This is a genomic window from Pseudomonas sp. FP597 (genome assembly GCF_030687435.1).
In the GTDB taxonomy this organism is placed as follows: Bacteria; Pseudomonadota; Gammaproteobacteria; order Pseudomonadales; family Pseudomonadaceae; genus Aquipseudomonas; species Aquipseudomonas lactucae.
On the sequence record NZ_CP117432.1, the window covers coordinates 2,523,044 to 2,545,081 of the forward strand.

At 59.7% G+C, this 22,038-nt stretch carries 20 protein-coding genes and 1 pseudogene; 9 read left to right on the forward strand and 12 right to left on the reverse strand.

Going from position 1 to position 22,038, the window contains the following annotated elements:
• On the reverse strand, positions 1 to 387 hold the full coding sequence (gene gspI / locus PSH66_RS11810; RefSeq protein WP_205489330.1) for a type II secretion system minor pseudopilin GspI: 387 nt from the start codon (positions 385 to 387) through the stop codon (positions 1 to 3).
• Positions 388 to 525: 138 nt separating this feature from the next.
• Here gspI and gspG point away from each other — a divergent pair, with 138 nt between their 5' ends.
• Genes gspG through gspF form a run of 7 tightly spaced genes read left to right on the forward strand, consistent with a single transcriptional unit; the run spans position 526 to position 8,519 of the window.
• A complete protein-coding gene (gspG, locus tag PSH66_RS11815) occupies positions 526 to 975 on the forward strand; it encodes a type II secretion system major pseudopilin GspG (RefSeq protein WP_205489329.1) in 450 nt (149 codons plus the stop codon).
• 8 nt (positions 976 to 983) lie between these two features.
• On the forward strand, positions 984 to 1,907 hold the full coding sequence (gene gspK, locus PSH66_RS11820) for a type II secretion system minor pseudopilin GspK (protein ID WP_205489328.1): 924 nt from the start codon (positions 984 to 986) through the stop codon (positions 1,905 to 1,907).
• Positions 1,904 to 3,043: a type II secretion system protein GspL gene (gspL, locus tag PSH66_RS11825; protein ID WP_205489327.1), complete on the forward strand. Its 1,140-nt coding sequence runs from the start codon at positions 1,904 to 1,906 to the stop codon at positions 3,041 to 3,043. Before gspK ends, gspL begins: the two co-directional genes overlap by 4 nt.
• Entirely contained in the window at positions 3,036 to 3,545 is a 510-nt protein-coding gene (gene gspM, locus PSH66_RS11830) for a type II secretion system protein GspM (protein ID WP_205489326.1), read from the forward strand. The genes gspL and gspM overlap by 8 nt, the downstream gene beginning before the upstream one ends.
• Entirely contained in the window at positions 3,542 to 5,890 is a 2,349-nt protein-coding gene (gspD, locus tag PSH66_RS11835) for a type II secretion system secretin GspD (protein ID WP_205489325.1), read from the forward strand. The genes gspM and gspD overlap by 4 nt, the downstream gene beginning before the upstream one ends.
• 2 nt (positions 5,891 to 5,892) lie before the next feature.
• Positions 5,893 to 7,311, forward strand: coding sequence for a type II secretion system ATPase GspE (gene gspE / locus PSH66_RS11840; protein ID WP_205489324.1), 1,419 nt, complete (start codon positions 5,893 to 5,895; stop codon positions 7,309 to 7,311).
• Positions 7,311 to 8,519: a type II secretion system inner membrane protein GspF gene (gene gspF, locus PSH66_RS11845; protein ID WP_205489323.1), complete on the forward strand. Its 1,209-nt coding sequence runs from the start codon at positions 7,311 to 7,313 to the stop codon at positions 8,517 to 8,519. Before gspE ends, gspF begins: the two co-directional genes overlap by 1 nt.
• Before the next feature lie 64 nt (positions 8,520 to 8,583).
• On the opposite strand, the gene PSH66_RS11850 is transcribed toward gspF, so the two are convergent.
• From PSH66_RS11850 to PSH66_RS11865, 4 genes and pseudogenes are all read right to left on the reverse strand, one after another.
• A complete protein-coding gene (locus PSH66_RS11850; RefSeq protein WP_205489322.1) occupies positions 8,584 to 9,726 on the reverse strand; it encodes a polysaccharide lyase family 1 protein in 1,143 nt (380 codons plus the stop codon).
• Between the two features lie 271 nt (positions 9,727 to 9,997).
• The gene (locus PSH66_RS11855; RefSeq protein ID WP_205489321.1) at positions 9,998 to 11,065 is read right to left on the reverse strand and encodes a D-isomer specific 2-hydroxyacid dehydrogenase family protein; all 1,068 of its coding nucleotides are present in this window, start codon (positions 11,063 to 11,065) and stop codon (positions 9,998 to 10,000) included.
• A gap of 798 nt (positions 11,066 to 11,863) precedes the next feature.
• Positions 11,864 to 12,582, reverse strand: a pseudogene (locus PSH66_RS11860) (DUF6282 family protein); the annotation flags it as partial.
• Positions 12,509 to 12,856, reverse strand: a complete 348-nt coding sequence (locus PSH66_RS11865) for a hypothetical protein (protein WP_305429138.1) — start codon at positions 12,854 to 12,856, stop codon at positions 12,509 to 12,511. The pseudogene PSH66_RS11860 and the gene PSH66_RS11865, both read right to left, overlap by 74 nt.
• Between PSH66_RS11865 and PSH66_RS11870 the strand changes: the two genes are divergently transcribed.
• The gene (locus tag PSH66_RS11870) at positions 12,840 to 13,028 is read left to right on the forward strand and encodes a LysR substrate-binding domain-containing protein (RefSeq protein ID WP_305429139.1); all 189 of its coding nucleotides are present in this window, start codon (positions 12,840 to 12,842) and stop codon (positions 13,026 to 13,028) included. The genes PSH66_RS11865 and PSH66_RS11870 overlap by 17 nt on opposite strands.
• 552 nt (positions 13,029 to 13,580) lie before the next feature.
• Here the strand turns inward: PSH66_RS11870 and PSH66_RS11875 are convergent.
• Positions 13,581 to 14,462 (reverse strand): LysR family transcriptional regulator, encoded by an 882-nt coding sequence (locus tag PSH66_RS11875; protein ID WP_141064114.1) that lies wholly within the window; start codon positions 14,460 to 14,462, stop codon positions 13,581 to 13,583.
• Between the two features lie 187 nt (positions 14,463 to 14,649).
• On the opposite strand from PSH66_RS11875, the gene PSH66_RS11880 reads away from it, so the two are divergent.
• Positions 14,650 to 15,423: an SDR family oxidoreductase gene (locus PSH66_RS11880; protein ID WP_003174441.1), complete on the forward strand. Its 774-nt coding sequence runs from the start codon at positions 14,650 to 14,652 to the stop codon at positions 15,421 to 15,423.
• Positions 15,424 to 15,536: 113 nt separating this feature from the next.
• Here the strand turns inward: PSH66_RS11880 and PSH66_RS11885 are convergent, their stop codons facing one another.
• The 6 genes from PSH66_RS11885 to PSH66_RS11910 all read right to left on the reverse strand — a co-directional run bounded on the left by PSH66_RS11885 (position 15,537) and on the right by PSH66_RS11910 (position 22,026).
• Positions 15,537 to 16,751 (reverse strand): aldose 1-epimerase family protein, encoded by a 1,215-nt coding sequence (locus tag PSH66_RS11885; RefSeq protein WP_305429140.1) that lies wholly within the window; start codon positions 16,749 to 16,751, stop codon positions 15,537 to 15,539.
• A gap of 106 nt (positions 16,752 to 16,857) precedes the next feature.
• Complete coding sequence (locus PSH66_RS11890) at positions 16,858 to 17,964, reverse strand: glycosyl transferase (RefSeq protein WP_305429141.1); 1,107 nt, start codon at positions 17,962 to 17,964, stop codon at positions 16,858 to 16,860.
• A 49-nt stretch (positions 17,965 to 18,013) separates the two neighbouring features.
• Positions 18,014 to 19,600, reverse strand: coding sequence for an FAD-dependent oxidoreductase (locus PSH66_RS11895; protein WP_141064117.1), 1,587 nt, complete (start codon positions 19,598 to 19,600; stop codon positions 18,014 to 18,016).
• A complete protein-coding gene (locus PSH66_RS11900) occupies positions 19,590 to 20,873 on the reverse strand; it encodes an NAD(P)-dependent oxidoreductase (RefSeq protein WP_305429143.1) in 1,284 nt (427 codons plus the stop codon). Before PSH66_RS11900 ends, PSH66_RS11895 begins: the two co-directional genes overlap by 11 nt.
• Before the next feature lie 2 nt (positions 20,874 to 20,875).
• On the reverse strand, positions 20,876 to 21,283 hold the full coding sequence (locus PSH66_RS11905) for a GtrA family protein (RefSeq protein ID WP_003174446.1): 408 nt from the start codon (positions 21,281 to 21,283) through the stop codon (positions 20,876 to 20,878).
• Positions 21,280 to 22,026 carry a class I SAM-dependent methyltransferase gene (locus tag PSH66_RS11910; RefSeq protein WP_305429145.1) on the reverse strand — a complete coding sequence of 249 codons (747 nt, stop codon included), beginning with the start codon at positions 22,024 to 22,026 and terminating at the stop codon, positions 21,280 to 21,282. Before PSH66_RS11910 ends, PSH66_RS11905 begins: the two co-directional genes overlap by 4 nt.
• Between the last annotated feature and the right edge of the window lie 12 nt (positions 22,027 to 22,038).

The following is a 22,038-nucleotide window of genomic DNA, read 5'->3' on the forward strand; positions in this document are numbered from 1 at the left end:
TCATTGGCGCGTTTCCGTTGGCGGATTCAGCAGGGTTTCCAGCCGCGCCAAGGGCGGCGCCTCGCGCTTGCGCTCCGACACCTCAACCGTGACACGCAATAAACGTCCATCGGCAGCGGGTGCAATGGTTTGTTCGCAGCGCAACTGTAATTGCCCCTGATCACAATCAAACCCTTTGTGCCCCGGCGGTAGCCGCCCGTCCAGGCGCAGTTCGGCGAGCCGGCTTTGAGCCGACAGCAACGCAATTGAGCGATCGCGCAGTAAGCCGTTGCTCTGGGTCATCAGGCCTGCAACGCGGACGGCGGCCGACATCGCGACGGCAATGATCGCCAAGGCCACGAGCACCTCGATCAGCGTAAAACCTTGCTCCTTGCGCGACAGCTCCATGGGCCACTCTTGGTGTAAAAAACACGTCGCAGGATAGCACTCGCAGAGCCGCAGGCAGCGGCCAATTAATTTTGCTATCCGGCTAGTTAGTTTTGTTACACTGCGCGCCGAATTAGGATCAAACCAAGGATGGTGGATATGGATTTCGCGCGCATCAAATATGGGCCTGGCGGCCGTCACGCTCAGCACGGTTTCACCCTGATCGAGATCATGGTGGTGGTGGTCATCCTTGGCATCCTGGCCGCGATTGTCGTACCCAAAGTGCTTGATCGCCCGGATCAGGCCAGGGCGATTGCGGCGAAGCAAGACGTCGCCGGCCTGATGCAGGCGCTCAAGCTTTATCGCCTCGACCACGGCACCTACCCCAGCATGAACCAGGGCCTCAAGGTGTTGGTCGAGCGCCCGGCGGATGCAAAAAATACCCAGTGGCGTTCTTATCTGGAACGCCTGCCCAACGACCCCTGGGGCCGTCCTTACCATTACCTGAATCCCGGCGCGAACGGCGAGGTCGACATCTTCTCTCTCGGTGCCGACGGCCAGCCGGATGGTGACGGCGTGAATGCCGATATCGGATCCTGGCAGCTTTAAGCGCCGTCATGAAATCGCAGTCGCCGACAGTGGCGAAACAGCGCGGTACGGCGATTATCAGCGCCTTGCTGATCGTCACGGTGGTCGCAGTGATCGCCGCCGGCATGCTCACTCGCCAAAGCATTTTTACCCGTTCACTTGAGGCTGAGCAGGCGCGTGTGCAGGGCAGCGCATTGTTGCTGGGCGGGTTGGAAGTCAGCAGGCAATTGCTCAGGGACGTCCGCGAGCATGATGCGCTGACCCGGCTCGACCAGCCTTGGGCGCGGCCGATCAGTACGGCGCAGGGCGGCCAATTTGAAGGTCATCTTGAAGATCAGCAAGGCAAGTTCAATCTCCGTAATTTAGTCGCCCGCGAGCACGTTGATCTTGGCCAGGTGCGCAGCTTTGAACGGCTGTGCGACATGATTGGTATCGAGGCCCACCTGGCACAGCGCATCAGCCAGCGGGTCATTGCGGCTTACCCGCGCATGCCGGTTGCATCAGCCTCGGGACAGCCTGGGCCGCTGTTACCCGCCACCCAGCCGATGCTGCGCACACTTGACCAACTACGCGGTATCGATGGTCTCAGTGAGCGACTGTTGGCACGGTTGGCGCGTTACGTGAGCATTATTCCGGTCAACACATGGGTCAACAGCAACACCGCCAGCGCCGAGGTCCTGGCGGCGGTAGTGCCCGGCTTGTCACTGTCGCAAGCCGGCGCGTTGGTCGCTGAACGTGACCGCGGCCAGTGGTTTGTCAATCGAGGTGACTTCGTCAATCGCGTGCAATTGCCCAACCTGAGCGTGGATGAACTGCGCGTGGGGGTTACCAGTGAGTGGTTCATGCTTCATGGCCAGGCCCATCGCAATCAACGCCGTGTACACATGGATGCGCTGTTGCATCGCCCCGAAGATGCAATGCCGAAGGTCATCTGGTCGAGGATGGGCGTATGACCGGCCTGCGCATTGCCCTGCCTGCGCTGGATACCTTGACGGCGCAGACCGAGCTTGAGTTCGCACAACTGGACCGCAAGGGGCAGGTCAGCCAGGCCGGCATCAGCACCCTTGAGAAGCTGGGCCGACCCGACAAGTTTCAGGCCGTAGAGTGTTTCCTTCACCCGTTGGATACGGTACTCACACGCATAGCGCTGCCGCCTCTATCATCGGCCCGTATCGGTGCGGCTGTCACCTGCGCCGCGCAGGCGCTGATCCTGGGGCGCAGCGAACAGATGCATATAGCGCACAGTGCCCGGCACGCGGACGGGCAGGTGCATTTGAGCTGGCTGCCAACGTTTGGCCTGGATCGTCTTGGTCAACTGTTGGACCGGCATCGACTCAAGCTGCGCGGCCTTTACCCGGCACCTTACCGCTTAGCCGTACCACCGGCGGGGCAGATCAATGCGTGTGTGGTGGACGGCCAGTTGTTGCTGCGTTTCGCCCTTGAGCATGGGACGGTGGAACCGTTGGTTGAGGACACTCTGCAGGCGCTTGCAGCCACTGGCGAAACGCTGTTGTGGTCAGTCGATCACCAGCGCTGGAGCGGCGCAGCCCCTGGCTGGGGGCTGCACGGCGGGGTAGGTAAGCGCATCGCCCAAGCTGCTGGCTGGGGGCGGGCATTGGGCTGTTGCGCACTGGCTGTTGGCATTTGGGTGATCGGGCTGAACCTTTACGCAGCCCGCGAAGTGGCGCAAGGGCAGCAGCTCAAACAACGAATGAGTCAACGCGTAAAGCAAGCATTTCCGGAGCTGCCGGTGATTCTCAATCCCTTGCAACAGGCCCGTCAGCAACTGGCGATTCGGCAAGGGGGCGGGGCAATGCAGGCTAATCATGATTTTGCGTTTCTGGTGCGGCAAGCCGCGCTTGCGCTGCCGTTCATGGCGGGCAGCGTCGAGCAAATGACATTCGGCCAGCGTCAGTTGCAAGTGCGGATGACGGACGAGGCGCCTCCCGTTGCCGACGCGGCTGCGCAACTGACATTGCACCAGGCCGGGCTCTCCGCCAACCGCGATGAGCGCACCTGGACGTTGAAGAGGCTGGAGGAAACCGTGTCGCGTGAACGTGATGCCTCCTTGGAAAGCGACGATGAATAATCAGATGCGGGTCATGTTTCGAGGACGTTGGAAGGCGTTGGCCCCGCGCGAACAGCGCATGCTGATTGGCGTGGCGGTGTTCCTCGCGAGCTTGTTGGTGTGGTCGTTACTGATCCGGCCGCCGCTCAAGGACATCGAGTATTGGCAAACCGAAACCCCGAAATTGCGCGCCCAGAACCAGGCGCTGGAGCTATTGCTTGGCGAGGTCACGACACTCGCTGGGCCGAGCATTGAACAATCATTGCAGCAATCACTGGACACTGCTGGGTTGGCCGGACGCTACCGATTGCAGGCCAGGGACGCATCCTGGCAACTGACATTCGCACAGGCGCCCGCCGATGTGGTGATCGCCTGGCTATTGAATTACCCCAATCAATTTTCACTGGAAGTGGTCGAGGCTCGCCTGCGACGTGCGGGTGAAGTCACGGCCGATAACACGGCTGGCACTCTCTCAGGAACCGTCCGTATGGATCAGATGCAAGGCGCTAAGGAAGCATCATGAAGTGGTCAGGTTCCAATTATGTACGCACGGCCGCGCCGTTTCTGTTGCTGGCGCTGGGCGCATGCAGCTCACTCCCTTCAGCGCAGTCGCCGCCGGACAGTGAGCTCGGACTGCCCCTGGCCACCACCCAGCGCAGCGGCGATGCGTTGGTCGACAGGCAGCGCGCGCAAGTGCAGATCGAACGACCGCCGCGGCCGTTGCACAAAGTCACCAGCAGCGGGCGCAACGGCTCTGTCGGTCGGACGCAAACAGCACCGAGAAAGCCTCTGGGTGATCAACCCATTACGTTGAATTTCGTCGAGGCCGATATTCAAGCGGTAGTGCGAGCGTTATCCCGCGCCACCGGTCAGCAATTTTTGGTCGACCCCCGCGTCAAGGGCACGCTCACTCTGGTCTCCGAAGGGCAGGTGCCGGCGCATCAGGCCTATGACATGCTGCTGGCGACGTTACGTATGCAAGGGTTCAGCGTCGTGGATGTGGGCGGCATCGCACAGGTGGTGCCCGAGGCTGATGCCAAGCTGCTGGGCGGGCCGGTCGACAGTGCAGACAGCGTCGGCAGTAACGGCATGCTCACCCGTACGTTTCGCCTGCAATACGAAAACGCAGTGAACCTTATCCCGGTATTGCGCCCGATCGTTTCGCCCAACAACCCGATCAACGCCTATCCGGGCAACAACACCATTGTTGTCACCGACTACGCCGAGAACCTCACACGGGTGGCGCAGTTGATTGCAGGCATCGATACCCCTAGCGCCATTGACACCGACGTGGTGCAGGTTCAGAACGGTATCGCCGTGGATATCGCCGAGATGGTTGCGCAACTGCTGGAACAGCCGGGCAGTGATGTGACGCAGAAAATCACCGTGGTGGGCGATCCACGCTCCAATGCCATCGTGATTCGTGCCGGCAGCCCGGAGCGAACCGAATTGGCGCGTAATTTGATTTACAAGCTCGATAACGCCCAAGCCAACCCTAGTAACTTGCACGTGGTGTACCTGCGCAATGCCCAGGCGACGAAACTGGCACAGTCGCTGCGTGGTTTGCTCACGGGTGAAAGCGACAAGGGAGGGGGCGACAATGCGCGCTCGGTGCTCAGTACGATGGGCGCCACTACCACGGGCAGCCTGGCCGGGCAGAGCAGTGCCCAAGGCACTGTCAACAACGGCAATGATGAGTCGGCATTGATGGCAAGCAGCTCGACCGGCCAACCCGGCGAGCAGCAGAGCGAGCAGAACGTTGCCTTCAGTGCCGGCGGGGTGACCCTTCAAGCGGACTCGACCACCAACACCTTACTGATTTCCGCCCCTGAACCGCTGTACCGCAACCTGCGGGAAGTCATCGACATGCTTGACCAACGCCGCGCCCAGGTCGTCATTGAAAGCTTGATCGTTGAAGTCAACGAGGACGATGCCAACGAGTTCGGTGTGCAGTGGCAAAGCGGCAACCTGGCCGGTAAAGGCGTGATCGGCGGAGCCAACCTGGGCGGTACGGGCTTTAACCTCAATGGCAAGACCAGCGTTGACGTGCTGCCCGGCGGCCTCAGCCTGGGCTTTATCAACGGCACCGTGGATGTGCCCGGCATTGGCAAGGTCATGGACCTCAAAGTGTTGGCCCGCGCACTGAAAAGCAAAGGCGGCAGCAACGTCCTGTCGACGCCGAACCTGCTGACCCTGGATAACGAAGCCGCGAGCATTTTCGTGGGGCAGACCATTCCGTTTGTCAGCGGCAGTTACGTCACGGGCGGCGGCGGTACCAGCAACAACCCGTTCCAGACCGTCACCCGCGAAGAGGTCGGCTTGAAACTGAATGTGCGCCCGCAGATCTCCGAAGGTGGCACGGTCAAGCTCGATATCTACCAGGAGGTCAGCAGCATCGACGAGCGCGCCTCCAGCAGCGCGACGTCGGCCGGCATCGTCACCAACAAGCGCGCGATCGACACCAGTATTTTGCTCGATGACGGACAGATCATGGTCCTGGGCGGCCTGCTCCAGGATGGCTATAGCCAGAGCAATGAAGCCGTACCGTGGCTGTCGAGCATTCCGGGACTGGGGGCGCTGTTTCGCAACGAGCGGCGGGCCATCGCCAAGACCAACCTGATGGTGTTTTTGCGCCCGTATATCATCCGCGACAGTGGCGCCGGGCGCGCAATCACCCTGAACCGGTACGACTACATGCGCCGCGCTCAGGGGCGTTCGCAGCCGGAACATAACTGGGCATTACCCGACATGCAGGCGCCTCAATTACCCGAGGCGGCCCAGGCCGTGCCGATAGGGGCGGCCCAACCACGCACGACGCACCGTGCGGTGCCGCAGGCTGCCGCGCCAGCGGGGCGAGAGGTGTATTGAGTATGAGTGCGCTGCCTTACGCCTGGGCCAAGGCACACCGTATTCTGCTGCGTGAGAGCGAGGAGGGCGCGATGCTGACGGTGTGCCCGTCCACCGCGAGCTGGGCGATCGCTGAAGCCCGCCGTCAGTTCGGCCCCCTGCGCCTGGAGCGGGTAGGTGATGCCGAGATCGACGGCCTGCTTGCCCGCGCTTATGCCGACACAGGCAGTGCCGCCGCCGTGGTCGGCGCCGCGGAAAATGAAGTAGACCTGGATCGACTGATGCAGGACATCCCCGAGATCACCGACCTGCTCGACACCCAGGACGGCGCACCGGTGATCCGCATGATCAACGCCTTACTCACCCAGGCGGCGCGGGACGAGGCGAGCGACATCCACATCGAGCCCTACGAAAGTCATTCGGTGGTGCGTTATCGGGTCGACGGCACGCTGCGCGATGTGGTGTCGCCACGCAAGGCCTTGCACGGTGCACTGATCTCGCGGATCAAGATCATGGCGCAATTGGATATCGCTGAAAAACGCTTGCCCCAGGACGGTCGCATCACGTTGCGTGTGGCCGGGCGGCCTATTGATATCCGGGTGTCGACGGTGCCTACCGGGCATGGCGAGCGGGTGGTGATGCGTCTGTTGGACAAGCAAGCGGGTCGCCTGCAACTGGAAACCCTCGGCATGGCGCCCTCGGTGCTGACCAGGCTCGACAGCCTGATTCGCCAGCCCCACGGCATTGTGCTGGTCACCGGGCCCACCGGCAGTGGTAAGACCACCAGTTTGTACGCCGCCCTCGCACGGCTGGATGCAAGCACCAGCAATATTCTCACCGTAGAAGACCCGGTGGAATATGACCTGCCGGGTATCAGCCAGATCCAGGTCAACGCCAAGATCGACATGACCTTCGCACTGGCCCTGCGCGCGATTCTGCGTCAGGACCCGGATGTCATCATGATCGGTGAAATCCGCGACCTGGAGACCGCGCAGATTGCGGTGCAGGCCTCACTCACCGGGCACTTGGTGTTGGCGACGTTGCACACCAACGACGCAGTTTCAGCCGTCAACCGCTTGCTGGACATGGGGGTCGAGCCGTTCTTGCTGGCGTCGTCGATGCTCGGCGTTCTGGCTCAGCGCCTGGTACGCCGGCTTTGCCTGCACTGCAAGGAAGAAGATCAGGCCAGTCCGGGGACTTGGCGTGCGCCTGGATGCCCGGCATGCAACCACACGGGCTACAGCGGCCGCACCGGCATTCATGAGCTGTTCTGCATTGACGATGACATTCGCACGCTGATCCATCAGGGGGCCGGTGAACAGGCGCTCAAAGCCGCAGCACGCCGTGCGGGTATGTTCAGCATGCGTGAGGACGGCGAACGCTGGGTTAACAGTGGCGTGACCGCGCCCGAAGAAGTGCTTCGCGTGACACGGGACGCCTGATGAATCGCTATCGTTTTGAAGCCGCCAACGTCACGGGCAAGATCGAGACCGGGCATCTGGATGCTGACAGCCAGCGTGAAGCCTACAGCCTCTTGCACCGGCGCGGCTTGACCGCATTGTCGGTACAACTTGAGCGCGGTACGGGGGCCGCGAGCGCAGGGATCTTCGCCGCAAAACTGTCAGACAACGACCTGGCCTGGACTACGCGACAACTGGCCAGCCTGCTCAGCGCGAGCCTGCCGCTGGAGGCGGCGTTGAGCGCCACGGTGGAGCAGGCCGAGCGCAAACACATCGTCCAGGCTCTCAGTGCGGTGCGTGCCGATGTGCGCAGTGGCATGCGCCTGGCGGACGCTCTGGCCGCGCGACCACGGGACTTTCCGCAGATTTACCGTGCACTGATTGCGGCAGGAGAGGAGTCCGGCGATCTGGCCCAGGTGATGGAGCGGCTCGCCGATTACATCGAAGAACGCAATAACCTGCGCAGCAAAATCCTCACCGCGTTTATTTATCCTGGGGTCGTAGGGCTGGTGTCGATTGCTATCGTGATCTTCTTGCTCAGCTACGTGGTGCCGCAAGTGGTGAGCGCGTTTTCCCAGGCACGCCAGGATTTGCCGGGGCTGACCCTGGCCATGCTCAACGCCAGTGATTTTATTCGCGGTTGGGGGTGGCTGTGTTTGAGTGCCCTGGTGGCGTGTTTCTGGGGCTGGCGTGTTTACCTGCGCAACCCTGTGGCCCGCTTGAGCTGGCATCGGCGCGTGTTGCGCTTGCCGCTGATCGGGCGGTTTGTGCTCGGGCTCAACACTGCGCGGTTCGCGTCGACCCTGGCGATCCTCGGCGCTGCCGGGGTGCCGCTGCTGCGCGCACTGGAAGCGGCGCGCCAGACCTTGTCCAACGATTGCTTGAGCCAAAGCGTGAGTGACACCACTGCGAAGGTACGTGAAGGGGTCAGCCTGGCCGCGGCCTTGGCGGTGGAGAAAGTATTCCCGCCGCTGCTGATTCACCTGATCGCCAGCGGTGAAAAGACTGGCTCGTTGCCGCCCATGCTCGATCGTGCGGCGCAAACGCTGTCCCGCGATATCGAACGCCGGGCGATGGGCATGACGGCACTGCTTGAGCCCTTGATGATCGTGGTGATGGGCGCGGTGGTGCTGCTGATCGTGCTGGCAGTACTGTTGCCGATCATCGAGATCAACCAGTTGGTGCAGTAGGCACAGGCACGAAAAAGCCCTCGTCACCGAGGGCTTTTTTATATCACTGACGTTGCACTATCGCTTAGAGCTTACCGGCTCCGGCCTTGGCTTTGACGTCCGCAGCGACCTTGTCGGCAGCCAGCGGCGTGTAGCTGTAGGGTGGGGTCCAGCCGATGCTCGAACTCCACGAGCAGCTCAGTGCGCTGCCATTGAGTGTCGAGCCGGTGTCACGGTAGACGCTGCCGCCGTAATCGCCGGCGATCTTGTCGCAACCGCTGATACCGGCGATCTCGAAAACGTTACGTTCGGAGAAGATCTTCGAGTTCTTGCCCACGCCATGGGCATATGAGAACGGGTACACCTTATGGCTGGTGCTGCCCACGTGGTAGTTGTTGTACAGATGCACTTGGCCGTAGCGCACGCGGGGCGCACGGGCGGAGATGTTCTCGAACAGGGTGTTGTGGATGGTGACCTTGAGCTTGCCATCGTCGGTGGTGCGCGAGTCGCTGGAACCGATCAGGTTGTTTTTTTCGTGGGACTTGAACACCGAGTAAGAGATGGTTACGAAGTTGGCGCCGTTCTTGACGTCCAGCGCGCCGTCGTGATGTTGCTTGGGACGCTCGTGTTCGGTGCCGTTCTGGTCATCGGTACGGCGGCCGTCGGTGAAGGTCACGTGATCGACCCACACGTTGTTGGCGCCTTCGACGGTCAGGCCGTCGTACTCGGAGTTCCAGTTGCCGTCGGCACCATCGTCCTTATCAAAGATTGGCTCGGGGTCCCAGGGATTTTCGACGGTGATGTTGCGGATGATTACGTCATTTTCTTTCGCGTAAAAGAAACCTTCGCGGATCTCCGCATTGCTGCCGATGCCCACGATTGTGGTCTTGCCGGGAATGTCCAGGCGGCCGCGAACTTTCATGTCAGCCGTTTTGGTGTAAACCTTGCCTTCGCTGACGTCGATAATGCCGGTGATCTTGATGATGCGACCGTTGCTGCCTGCCGAAGCACTGAGGGCTTTTTTCAGTTCGGCTGCGTTTTTAACGGTGTAGATGTCGTTCGCGGCAGCCCGGGAGCCGCCCTTGGTCCCGCCATTCTGCGTGGCCCAGCCGGTCGTGGCGACGTCCAGCCAAATATCCGCCGCATGTGCGGGAACGCTGGAAAACAGCAGGGCGCCGAATACGGCACTGGCCAGTTTGCAGGCGGTGAAAGTTGAGGGTTTTGTCATGAGTAATCAGATCCTTGATTAACTTGAGTTTTAAACGCGCACAGGGTTTGCGCGTTTCTCGAGCGGACGTCCTTGCCACCGGTGCAGCGAATCGAACGTCCGCTGCATTAGAAATACTATCATGTGTCTCTTGCGATGTCGTACAACTGATTGCGTTATGATTTGCTCTCTTTCGCAAGACTACAGCCGCCGGCCGGACTGGACGGCAATGAGCCCTTCGTGGATGGAAGGGCATCAAAGTGATTTCTAAACGGCTACAGCCGATTGGTGGCTACTGCTCAAAACCGTGAATTTCTCGATCAAGTCTGAATGCGGAAATTTTATCTACGATTTGCCGTGAGGCCATCCTGATTGCCTTCGTAGTATTGCCGGCGATATGCGGCGTCAGTTGAGCATTGGCTATGCCCGTCAACGGCGAACTGAAACGGTCCTTTTCCAGAGCAAAAGTATCGATGGCGACCGCCTTGATATGCTCGGGAAAGCGCCTCATGAAGATAGCCAACTGCTGTTCGTCGACAATGCCACCACGAGCGGTGTTGATTAGAATCGAGCCTCGACGCATTTGACTGAACGCTTCGGCACCGAATAGGCCCCGGGTGAATGCTGTGAGCGGAGTATGAATTGATACGACGTTGGCTTCGGTCAGCAACTGCGCGAGGGTTTGTCGTCGTTCAAGCCCGAGAGTCCCTGCGACCTTATCCGTAAAGCGTTCCGAACCGGTGGCAATGACCTTCATGCCGAGTGCGTGAGCCTTGCGAGCTACCTCCTGAGCGATGTTGCCAGTCCCCACCAGCCCGAGGGTGAGTTCGGAAAGTTCCAGGCCAGGTGCCAGACTTCCCTTGGACCAATGGCCGCTGTGTGTTTCGGTATTGTAGTGGTTCAGGTCTCTCGATAAGTAAACGGCCTGAGCCACCACATATTCGGCGACGGCTGTAGCGTTGGCGCCCGGAGTGTTCAACACCGTCACGCCAGACCGCTCGGCCTCTTGTCTATCGATATGGCTGATTCCTACGCCTGCCTGAGCGATTGCTTGTAACGGAGTTGCCAAGTCTGATGACGCAGCGGACCTGATCACTTCGCTATCAAGAGGGATGTTCAGGCGAGTCTTGAACACGCTGTAACCTCCAGCATGCTTCACTGCAGCGATGAAGGCGGGCTTGTCGTGGCAGTTGATATCGACATATTGAATGCGCTCGCCATAGTGCAGTTTGATGTGGGTCTTATCGATGAAATAGTGAACGTTCAGAGTGATGGCGATGCCCGCTTCAAGGAAGCGGTCGACTTCCTCAAACAGCAGCGGTGGGCCAGGGGCGTCCAGGATCAGCGTGACGAATGCCATGCGTGTGCTCCTTTCGGAAGAATACCTGCAAGTACCTATACCTGATTGCCTTGGATTTCGGTGGGTTATTTACCAATGAAACTGATCTCAAAATCCTCGACGGCGTAATGAATGGCTTTCCGGCATACCGGCCATTCAAAAAGCAGCGTCAATGCCAAGCCAATCGCGCCCCTATCGCCAAGTATTAGTCCAATCCTTCCGAGCGGCCATTGATCCTGAGCAGGAGAGGGCTCCAGAACATCTGCTCATGGTCTACCAGCCCGAAGAGTTGCCTGCGGTGGTCGATATTCGTCGGTTGTGAGTTGCCTGGTGAGCGGGGGAGGTTGGGACGTCTTTTCGGGGGGGCTCATACCCTGTTGATCCTATGAAAATGACACCGCCGGCTTGATGATCGTTCGTCCGATTGGCTATGGGTAGAATCCAATAGCCTTGCTTAGAGTTACCCCTTTTTTCGCTCTTGAAACACCGCAGAAACAAGTCCAGAATTGAGTCTTTCCCTGCTTCGGCAAGAAAAGAAACCCCTTAGATTTCAATGAGTCGGACACCAGATACGAGTCTCGTTTCCCGCTCCAAGTATTAAAAAATGGATCTCTGAAAAGAGGTCCATTTTTTTCGTTCAGAGAAAAGTCTTTCTTTGGCTTTTGCCGCGCTCTCGCCCTGAAAGCACTTAGATCCAGTTCTTATGGGCGCAAAAAAAGTATGCCCCTTTAGCCGAACGCGCTCAGCACTTGCAGCGAGCGTGCTCTAACAAATATTGATTGCGCAAGACTGCTCGGAACAAGCTGTGGCCCATCCGCACTACGGCGCCAGTTGCAAAAGTTCCCGCGCATTCCCCTGGCTGACTCGCTGCGCTCGCTCACTGCCTAATCCCATCCGCTCAAACCACAGCAAACTGTCTACCTGCCATTGTTCGATATCGGGCTGAGAGGTCTGGCCCAGGTCGGAACTGTAGAGCGCCCTGGGCACGTCGCGCAGGACCTGGCTGAAGTCGTCCCACGGCTGGTAGCCGAGCAGGTAGGTCAGGGCAGTTTGTTCGGTGTAGACCATGGGCGCTTGAGCCAACTCCAGCAGGGCACTGGCGTCCAATCCGGTCAAAGGATTGGCTGGCTGGTTGAGCATCAATCGGGGTACATCAAGCCGCACTGCCGCGTCTATCAACAGACGCACCTCGTGAGCGTCGGCATGACCGGTAGAAATGACGATCGGTAGTCCCGGGCCATCCGCAGCACATCCAGTGTTTGCTCGTTCAGTTTCCCCTCATGGCTGACGGTCAGTGGCCGGATGGGGTATTTATCCAAGATCCAATGACCGTTGTTGCGCTTGAGGCGGGACTGGTGAGAGCGGCCGGTGACGGTGGGAAGGTGCACGATCAGCCGGGCTTCGCTGTCCCCGTGGTGGCAAAGGGAACGCTGTACCACCCTGAAATCGATACCGCCGGCAATTTCATTGAGGACCACCGAGCCGGAGACGGGAAGCCCTTCCTGTCGAGCCTCCCAGGCCTGTGATGCCCAAATACCCGCGCACGTTGCGCATCACCAATGCCGGGGCATCGAGCAACGGGCGCATGCCGCCATCGGGGATAGGTAGCCGGTAATGGCGGGCCTGCTCGTTGACATGCACGTTGATGCCACGCACCAGCTGTGACTGTTCGCCATAGACCGTCAATAACGCACCGGGAAAACTGTGGCTGGCCTGCCGCAGGTCGAGGTGATTGAGCAGCTGGAAACCCAAGTGCAGGCGCCTGGCCTGGAATGCGGCACTGGCCTGGTCCGCCATGCAAGGGCGGGGCATCGCCTGCCTGCCGGAATTTGCCGTCAAGGAGGCTCTTGAGTCCGGCGAGCTGCAGGCCGTCCTGACCCAAGAGGTAACCCGCACCATCCATTTCAGTGTGCTGTGGCCGCCGAACCGCTTTATCACGCCCAAGCTGCGCTGTTTCGTGGATTTCATTTCTTTGCATATGTGAGTGGGTGCGCGACAGGCTGATTGAACGGTTTTTGCGTGAAAGCGGGTGGGCCTTTCACCTATAGCGGCGGCGGCTACAACTGAGGGGAGGGTTGAACTGCCGCCCACCAGCGCTCCGCCAGTTTGGTGCCTAAATCTGAGAAGCTGAGCTACACCTCGTAGCGGCTCATTCAGGCTTGTACAGCGATGACGACACCTGTTTGGTATGGGACCGAATTTATTCTACGGCGCCGGGCTGGCGGACCTTGGTTCCCCTGCTAGTTTGCCCTGATGACTTGGATCTGACCTGTACCGTCATTGTCGCCGAGCAGCACGCCGATGTGCGCCACGTCCAGTGGCACCGATTTGGCTTGCTGAGGGATTTAATCACGCTGCAATCTCCCGCTGTTGACTGGTACGACTCAATACCGAGCCGGCCTTTCTCGGTCACTTGCTGACCCTCCTGTGGCAGGTGTCATTCTGGCAGGCTTGTGTCGGCCGGTTCTGTTTAAAAAGAGCTCCGCTGTCTGACCCACAGCAACATGTCTGCATTGGCCAGTGGGCGATCGCATACTCATATGCGTAACGCGAGCTGTGTGGCAAAGAAGTCCGTAACTTTTCTGACTCTTGCGGGAACAAACCGACGCCGGGGCCATATCAGGCTTATATCTCTCGATGAATTCATAAACTCGTCTAGAACAGTCACGATATCAGGATGCTGCAGATCCCCTACCAACGATGCGCTATTGAACATTCCAACGCCGACACCCGCCAGCACCGCGGCTAAGATGGTTTCCACACTGTTGGAAGAAAGATTGCCCTGCACGGGAACGGTGAATACTCCGTTTGGCCCTTGGAATGGCCATTGCGTCATGTCGCCGTAGATCAGGCAATTATGTTGCGCCAGATCCTCGGGCACGGCTGGCGTGCCGTAGCGATTAAAGTAATGGCGGGAACCGACACAGACCAGCCTTGTAACTGCGACGCGCCTCACCACCGAATCAGGATCATGCTTGGGGCTGACTCTGATCGCGAGGTCGACACCATCGTCAACTAGATCTCGGACGCTGTCCGACAGGCAGACATCTAGTTTGATATGCGGGTGAAGCGCCAGCAGTTTCGGAATGAGCGCAACGACATGAAGCCGGCCGAACGTAGACGGCGCAGCTATTCGAACTAAACCGCTGACTTCCCCGACACTGCTCGCCATCTCACCGTCGGCTTCATCGATTTCCTCAAGGAGCGGTTTGGTCCGGTCATAGTATCGGCGGCCTTGATCGGTGAGGGCCACGCTGCGCGTGCTCCTATTGAACAGCATGACCCCCAGGCGTTTCTCCAGGGCACTGATGGATTTGCTTATGGCGGATTGCGAATCGCCCAGTCGACGGGCAGCAGCAGAAAAGCCGCCCATTTCAGCAACGGTGACAAACGCCGTCAGTTCACGAAATCGGTCCATTTTAATTTTCCAGGCTATCTGCGCGACACCAACACATACATCCATTAATTCTAAATATGAATAAAGCATATATGTTTTTCGAAGATTATCACTTCTTGGGTGCTTAATTACTATGGGTTCATCGCCGATTGCCGGTTAACAACCAGTCGCTACACGTCGGTGCCTTTCACTACTGAGGAACAGAATCATGAGCAACGAAGTGATCGATCAGAACCCAAACTCCGCACCCTCCTTGAGCCTTCGAGGCAAAAAGGTCGTAGTCGTAGGGGGCAAAACCGGGATGGGCCTCGGCATTGCTCAGGCGGCCTATGCGGCCGGCGCATCGGTAACGGTCGCCAGTCGCCGTATTACATCCCGGCAGGAACGTCCGGATCTCGCCAATTTCGAACAGATTAGCCTGGACATACGAAACGAAGCCGATGTGCGCGAGGCTTTCAATCGGATTGGCGCCTTCGACCATCTTGCGATCACGGCCGCTCCTGATTTCGGGACCTGGGGAGCTTTTATGGATTCCGATATGCAAGGGGTACGCAGTTACTTCGAAGGCAAGTTCCTCGGCAGTTGGGCCTGCGCTCGGTATGCCGTGCCACACCTAAGGGCTGGCGGCACGATCACCTTCCTTACCGGGGGCTCGGCGGTTCGGCCAAAACTCGGCTTCACCGCACCGACGTCTGCTTTTATCGCAGTGGAAGCACTGGCAGGTTCACTTGCGCTGGAGCTCGCCCCAATTCGGGTGAATACGATTCGTCCGGGTTTTGTGGACACAGATATGTGGAGCGTGTTGCCTGCGGATCAACGTGAAAGCTTGCGTGCGAAAGTTCGCCAGAATTTTCCAGCGAGACACGCAGGTACGGCGGCCGATATTGCGCATGCGGCGTTGTTCTTAATGACCAATCCTTATATGACCGGCGCCGTGATTGAAGTATCGGGTGGGGAGAATTTGGTGCCCAGTGTGATATGAAACCACGTCGGTCTGATTTCGGCCGACGACAAACTGCCAACACGCAAACAGCCGACGGCCCTGAAACTTAGCAGATGCTAATAGCGCGTCGGCTGACAATGCTCTAGCCGGTGTCATCCCTTGGTCAGATCAACCAACGGCGTCTGCCGCACCTCAGTCTCCCGCCCAGCCTGAATCTCGCTCACCTGCTTCAAGGCCTTGTCCACAGCCGCCTTATCCGCCAGCAAGCTGTAGCTGATGCGGAACTGCTTGTGTTCCTTCGGTCCGATTGTTGGTACCAGGTTCAGTGGCCGCTGATAACGGCGGTTGTAGGAAAAACTTGTCCCCGGCTCCAGCCCCGTCACATAGCCCTGGCCTTGGGTATCGGTGTTTTTCCACAGGGAAAACACGGGCAGTGTCTGAGTATTGAAGCCGACTGAAACGCCCAGGCTGCCGGCCTTGTTATGCAACACGGTCAACGTATCGCCCTGGGTATCGGCATAGGGCACCACGTTGTACACCGTTTCGTCGTAGTCCTTGGTCGGAGCGCGATAGGTTTGCCAGTCGGGCAGATCTTCCTTGGCCTTCTCGTTGAACGGCGACACCTGTTTCACCGGCGCGACGAAACGAGCGTCCTGCTCCAGGAACGGGGTGCTGAAGTTACTGTGATACAGCGCCTGATATTCCTTCGGATAGTCGCCGTTGTTGGTCAGGGTGTCGTTGAGGGCGAACACGACGCTGCCGGGTTCGGTAACCAGTTCGGTAGCGACGGAGAAGTCGACCTTCTTGAACGCCTGCTCTTTCAGTTCACCGCGCAGGGTGATGGCGTACGGTGGTTTTTCATCGATATGCAGGGTGACTTTGTTCGCGGGAATGTTGGCGGCCCGACCGTGCAGGGTCAGCAGTTCGCCGTTGTCGATGCCGGGATGGCCGACCCATTCGTATCCGCAGCGAGTGACCAGCTCGTTGAAACCTTCCAACCAGCCCAGACCACCGCGGCCATTGAGTTCGATGAAGGACGGGTTGACCACTTCCTTGACCGGCGAATCCCAGCCCATGCGCACGTCGCCAACCGAGGCCTGCAAGACGTTCATTCCGCGAGTCGGCACTACCGAGAGTTTCATCGTACCGTTATCGATGTCGACGATGCTGACGCCCTCCTGCCGACCGCCGTGCAAGGTGCGCAGGCTGACGCTGAAGGGTTTGTCGGTTTTTATGCCGAGTTGCTGGCTGGTGATCTGCCAGTTCTGCGCGGCTTTGTCGGTGTCGAGCAGAACGTAATCCCAGGCCATGGCGTGGGAGGCAGCGGACAGTGCGCTGAGGGCAACAAAGAGTTTGAGCGGGGTCATGGCAGCAGCCTTTCTTGGAGTTGTGCCATTTTTATAAACCTGATGAAACGTTTCAGCAAGCTTAAAAAGGCATCCACCGCCTTGCTGGTCTCTGTTGTCTCGTTCGTCATTCGCCGTTGTTGAGAGGCATCGCACAAAAGCGCTGGGCCCAACGATGCGCTTCACGAAATTGATGGACCGTCGAATAATCGCTTCGACTGGCGAGTGCTTCAACGGCGGTTTTACGCAAGTCGCTGCCTTTATCCACGATCCAGACACCCGGTTCACGGTCGCGCAGGGCCATTTCACCGAAACGGGTGGAGATGACGGGCAAGCCGAGGGCGCGATACTCATAGAATTTGATCGGATCCACCGAGGCGGTCAGGCGGTTGAGCTTGAAAGGGATCAAACCTACCGAAAACGTCGCCATGGCCGCGATTGCGTCGGCATGGGAGCAATCGGGAAGCAGCTCGATGTTGTCAGGCAATACGCATGAGGTCGGCGTGAAGAGAGGGCCGATCAGCCGGATCCGATTGGCGGGATTGGCGCGCGCCAGCGCGATGACCAGGTCCCAGTCGAACCAACGACCCAGCGTGCCGACGTAGCCGAGTACCTGTTGTTTGGCGCCCAGGTCCAGGCTTTCGATCGGCGCCAGTGCTTGCATGTCACAGGCATTGAGGGCCAGTTGTACTGGGTCGGTCATGCTCAGGAGTTTGTCGCGAAGTGGGGTGGAGGAGGCCATGACGTTGGAGATCCGTCGAATGAGTTGAGCCTGCCGGCGCTCCATGGCCCGGCGTGACAGGCCCTGATAGAACGCCGGAAAATCATCCATCGCATCGTAGACGGCGTGGCTTCTAGGGAGCCGCGCCAACAGTTGCAGGGCCAGTTCGGAAGGTTTTCCGACACACAGCATGCAGGACCCTTGCGCACAAAATGCCGCGGCTTCTTTGAACAGGTTGCGCCACAGTTGCGTGAGCAGCAGTGCCGAGCCTGGAAGGGGCTCGATGGGTAAGCTGCGCGGCTTGCGCACGTGCAACCAGGGTGGAGGGGCAGCACTTTGTTCATGGGCGACGGGCGGCGTGCGCGTGAAATCGCTCAGTGTGGGTAAGCGTGTCGGATACGGATCGATCCACAGCACCGGCTCGCCGGTCTGGTGGTGATACCAATTGACGAAGTGATGGGGGCGCTGGCTGAAGCTGGCCCAAGGCACCGCGGACAGGTAAATCATGCGCATGGCTGCAAGTACCGGCGTAAAACGTTGATGACGCAAAGTACCGTGTGGGTCATGCCTTTTGATGTCCTATCAGTGTCGCAAGTGAGCGGGCTATCCGGTCCGCGTTGGCCATGAGGGTCAGCGTGTGGGATTTCTCGGTGAGGCGGGGCAGGCAGGCGCCATCGACAATATGCACGCCGCGAAGGCCTGCGACTTCGCCAAGGCTGTCGGTCTGCCCGATCCTGGGCGCAGCGTGCATGGGCAAAGTGCCCGCATAGTGGATATCCGCGCCCGGCCTGCCGACGGTGAAGCTCATGGGCATCAGCAGCGCGCCCATCTTCCAGTAGATCCGGCGCAGCTTTGTCTCGGCGGTTTTCATCAGCTCAGGTAACTCGGGATGCATGTGGCCGTTGATCTTCAACGAACCGTCGTGGCGCAAGATCGCCGTGTTGTTGGACAGGTGGCCGGGAAGGAAGATGTTGCCGACGACGCACGCGTTGAGCAGGTTCTTCAGCAGTTCGATGCTGTAGCGTTTGCTCAGCGGAATTCTGCTGACGAATTCGGTCATCGGCAAACCCGTGGTACTGAATGTTGAACCGAAGGCGGTGGCGCTGGGCGTCAATGCCAAGGCGAATGACAGCTGGCCCAGGCCGAATGCCGGTACCCTGGGCGTTCCGAGCATTTTCGGCAGCCACAGCAGGAAGGCTGCCGTCGGCGATGACAGCAGCGGTACCGGGGCCGAGTGCTTCAGTTGCTTGAGGGCGAGCCGGGTCGAGGCGAGGGTGCCCGCCGCCAACAGCAGGCGGGTACCGCAGAAGCGCTGTGCGGAGCGAGGGTGGCTGATTGTCCATGAGCCGTCCTGTTGCTGCAGGTCCTCCACCAGAAAATCCTGGACATGCCGGAAGCCGGGGTATTGCTTGAGCTTCTGTAGCTCTTGCGATGCGCTGTACAGGGCCTGATTGTGACACCCCCACAAGCAGTTTCCAGACAGGTCGCAGGCCTTGCGCTCGTTCATGGGCTGGCTCAACACGGCTACCCTGGAGCGACCCAGGCGAAACCCCAGGTCGGGAAACGCCGAGCGGCGCCGGGCGTAGCGATCAAGCAGGTGCTGATGCAGCGAGTCCAGTGGCAGGGGCGGTTGAGACCACGCATCTAGTCCGAAGTAGTTTGAGAGATCGTCGTCGAGTCGGCCGCTGATACCGATCCGGCGAGCGACCGTTTCGTAGGACCTCTGCATATGCGAATAATCGATGGGCAGCCCGGCGAAGTCGCTGGCTTCCAGCGTTGCCACACCGCAGCCCCAGGCATTGGACAGACCGCCGGTGGCCAGTGAACCGATGCCGATAAAATTGTCGGTGTCGATGCGATTGCCGGCGCTGAAGCCCTCGAAGACATGCGCGTGGGCCGGCGTCTTGAGCTTGGGCGAGACGGCGTCCAATCGGTTCAGCGCATGGAACTGTTCGCCGATCATCCATTTCCACTGATGTTCGTCGTTGGCCCTGGCGCTGAGAAAGGGCCCCGGCGGTAACGTCGCGCACGCTGTTTCGGTCTGGGCATCGACCATCAGGACGTTGAGGCCCGCCTTGACCAGCGGATAGGCGGCCGACGTGCCGGCCGGGCCACTGCCGATAATGATCACATCGAATTCAGGCTTCATGGCGGGCCTCACTCCCAGACAACAGCCGCCGGGCCAAGGGGCGGCAGGCCAGCGCCGCTAGCGTCCACACCAGCGCTTTGAGCGAGGTGAGCCCCAGCGCGATCAGTGCGGTGACCACGCTGCGCGGTGGCGGGTTGCCCAAGAACACCTTGGCGCCCTGGGGGCTGGCTTCGGCAATCGCGAGTGCAACCTGCAGGCGCCAGGCCAGCGCCTGGCCGTCGGGCGTATGCAGCACGCCGGGGTTGTCCAGTAGCGCCAGCAGTATCGGCCAGTCCTTTAGCCAGCGTGAGTGAAGGATGGCGCCGCTGCTGCCGGCCTGTTCCAGTGCGCGGGCGTAGCGGCTGACCAGGCTTCGTTGCGGCGGGCGTTTGAGCAGGTAGCTCAAAAGTATCGTGGCTTCCTGGAGCAGTGCTCGACGTTGTCCGCGACCGGATCGATGCATGCCGTGGGCAAGGGGGCGCAAGCGGATACCGAGTTTTTGCAGCGAACCTTCGCTGTCCATAGGCGGCAGTTGAAGCAGGGAGAAAATTCGCTCCAGGCCCGATTTCGTGCTCAAGGAAGAACCCAATGACACCCGCAATAGCCGCAGCAATGGCACCGGCAGCGGGACGGGCAGGCGCATGGCACGCACCCGGTGCACGGCAATCGCCCCCAGGAAGCGGTCAACGGCAATCGGCTCGATGGCGCCCAGGCAGAGGACTTCGCCACCCAGGTCGTCGCGCTCGACAACGGCCAGTATCGAGGCCGCGAGGTCGTCGACATGGATAGGTTGCACACCAGGCGCCGGCATGAGGACTGGTATGAACGGGCTTCGCCGAACCAGCCCTGACAACAGGCCAAAGAGCCCGCGTTCGGGGCCACCGTAGACTTGGCCGGGACGGATGACGATGCCCCCGGCGGCCAGTACGTGCTGTTCGATGCGCCATTTGGTCCGGCCATACACGCCAGGGGCCGTGGCTTGGGCGGTTTGACTGGAGATGAAAACGAACCTGGCGCCGCCTTGTCGGGCAGCACGGATCAGCGCCTGGGCCGCCTGTATTTCGTTTTCCGCGCCGGTGTGAGCGCCCGTTGATGTGTCGGCCGCCAGATGGATAAACGCCTGAGTGTCGGCTGGCCACTCGGGGGCCGGCCCCCCCAGATCATAAGGCAGCCAGGCATAGGCCGCGGGACACGGTTGGCGCGTGGCGCATATGACCTCGTGGCCGTTTACCGCAGCGAGGGCTGACAAGCGTTGTCCGATGTAGCCTGTCGCGCCGGTAATCAATAGCTTCATCGTCATGTGCCTTTGGCGCGGTCAGCGGGAACAGGCCGGGGCGTATCGGAATGAAACACGAACAGTTTGCTGATCCAGTAGGTCAGGGCCACGCAGATCACATCGCTGATAAGTTTCACCGGAGCAGGGCTATTGATGAAATACAGCCCCAGGCTGAACAGCGCCGAAGCCACCGGAATATTGAGGGCGAGCAATGAGAAATAGCGCACGGCTTGCGCCTTGCCGCTGGCGTGGGTCGACTGGAACGTGAAGTGGCGATGCAAAAAGAACGCGAACACACCGGCGACCATTTTGCCCGTGATGTTGGCCAGGACGGGGTGATCCTGAGAGAGCGTCATCAATAGCAAAAAGGTCCCCATGTCCAACGCATAGGCCATGAGTTGGATGGTGCCATACCGGACAAAGGTCAAGACCGCCTCCTGATCACCACGATGTGATGCAGCGCCATTAGCCGTCTCACCGGATACAGGAGTTTTTCAACGACTTTGAGCACCGGGATCAGTGCGTCAGGCAGCAACTGGCGAAAGTTCAGGCCGCCCGAAATCAAGTAGCGCAGGTAATTGCCGCAGATTTCCTGGTGGACGATTTCCAGGCCCGGATGCTTGCGCTCGAACGCCTGCCTGTCGCGAACGAACACGATGTAGCTCAGCGCCTGGTTGGCACCGTTCATGGGGCCGGTCGAAGGGGTTTCCCAAGAGGGGAAGTGCTTGTCGAACCCTTCGGACCTGAACAGGCGCTTATACAGAAAGGCGGCAAAGGGGCCGTGAAAAGGCTCGATCAAAATGGCGCCGCCGCCGATCTTCAGTGTTCTTTCCAGTTCCGTGAAAAACCGCTCGGGGTGAGGGAAATGGTGAAAACAGTTCTGGCCATAAAAAGCCCTCACCGACTGATCGTCCAGGCGCATCGCCTCGGCGTCGAGCGCCATGTCCAGGGTCTCGGTCGCGACGATGTCCGTAGTCAAGACCTCAGGGTACGAATTGCGCATGGGCGCGATGCCCGCCCCGAGCTCCACTTCAAGGCCCTGAACCTTGAAATAGCGGTCGGCCAAGCGATGAAACCCATGGTGGAATTCGACGAACACGTCCCGCAGCATCCGTTTGCGCTCAAGCACCTTGCCGTGAAGTTCGAGGCGCGCGTAACCATCGACATCCAAGGTCTTGAGCGA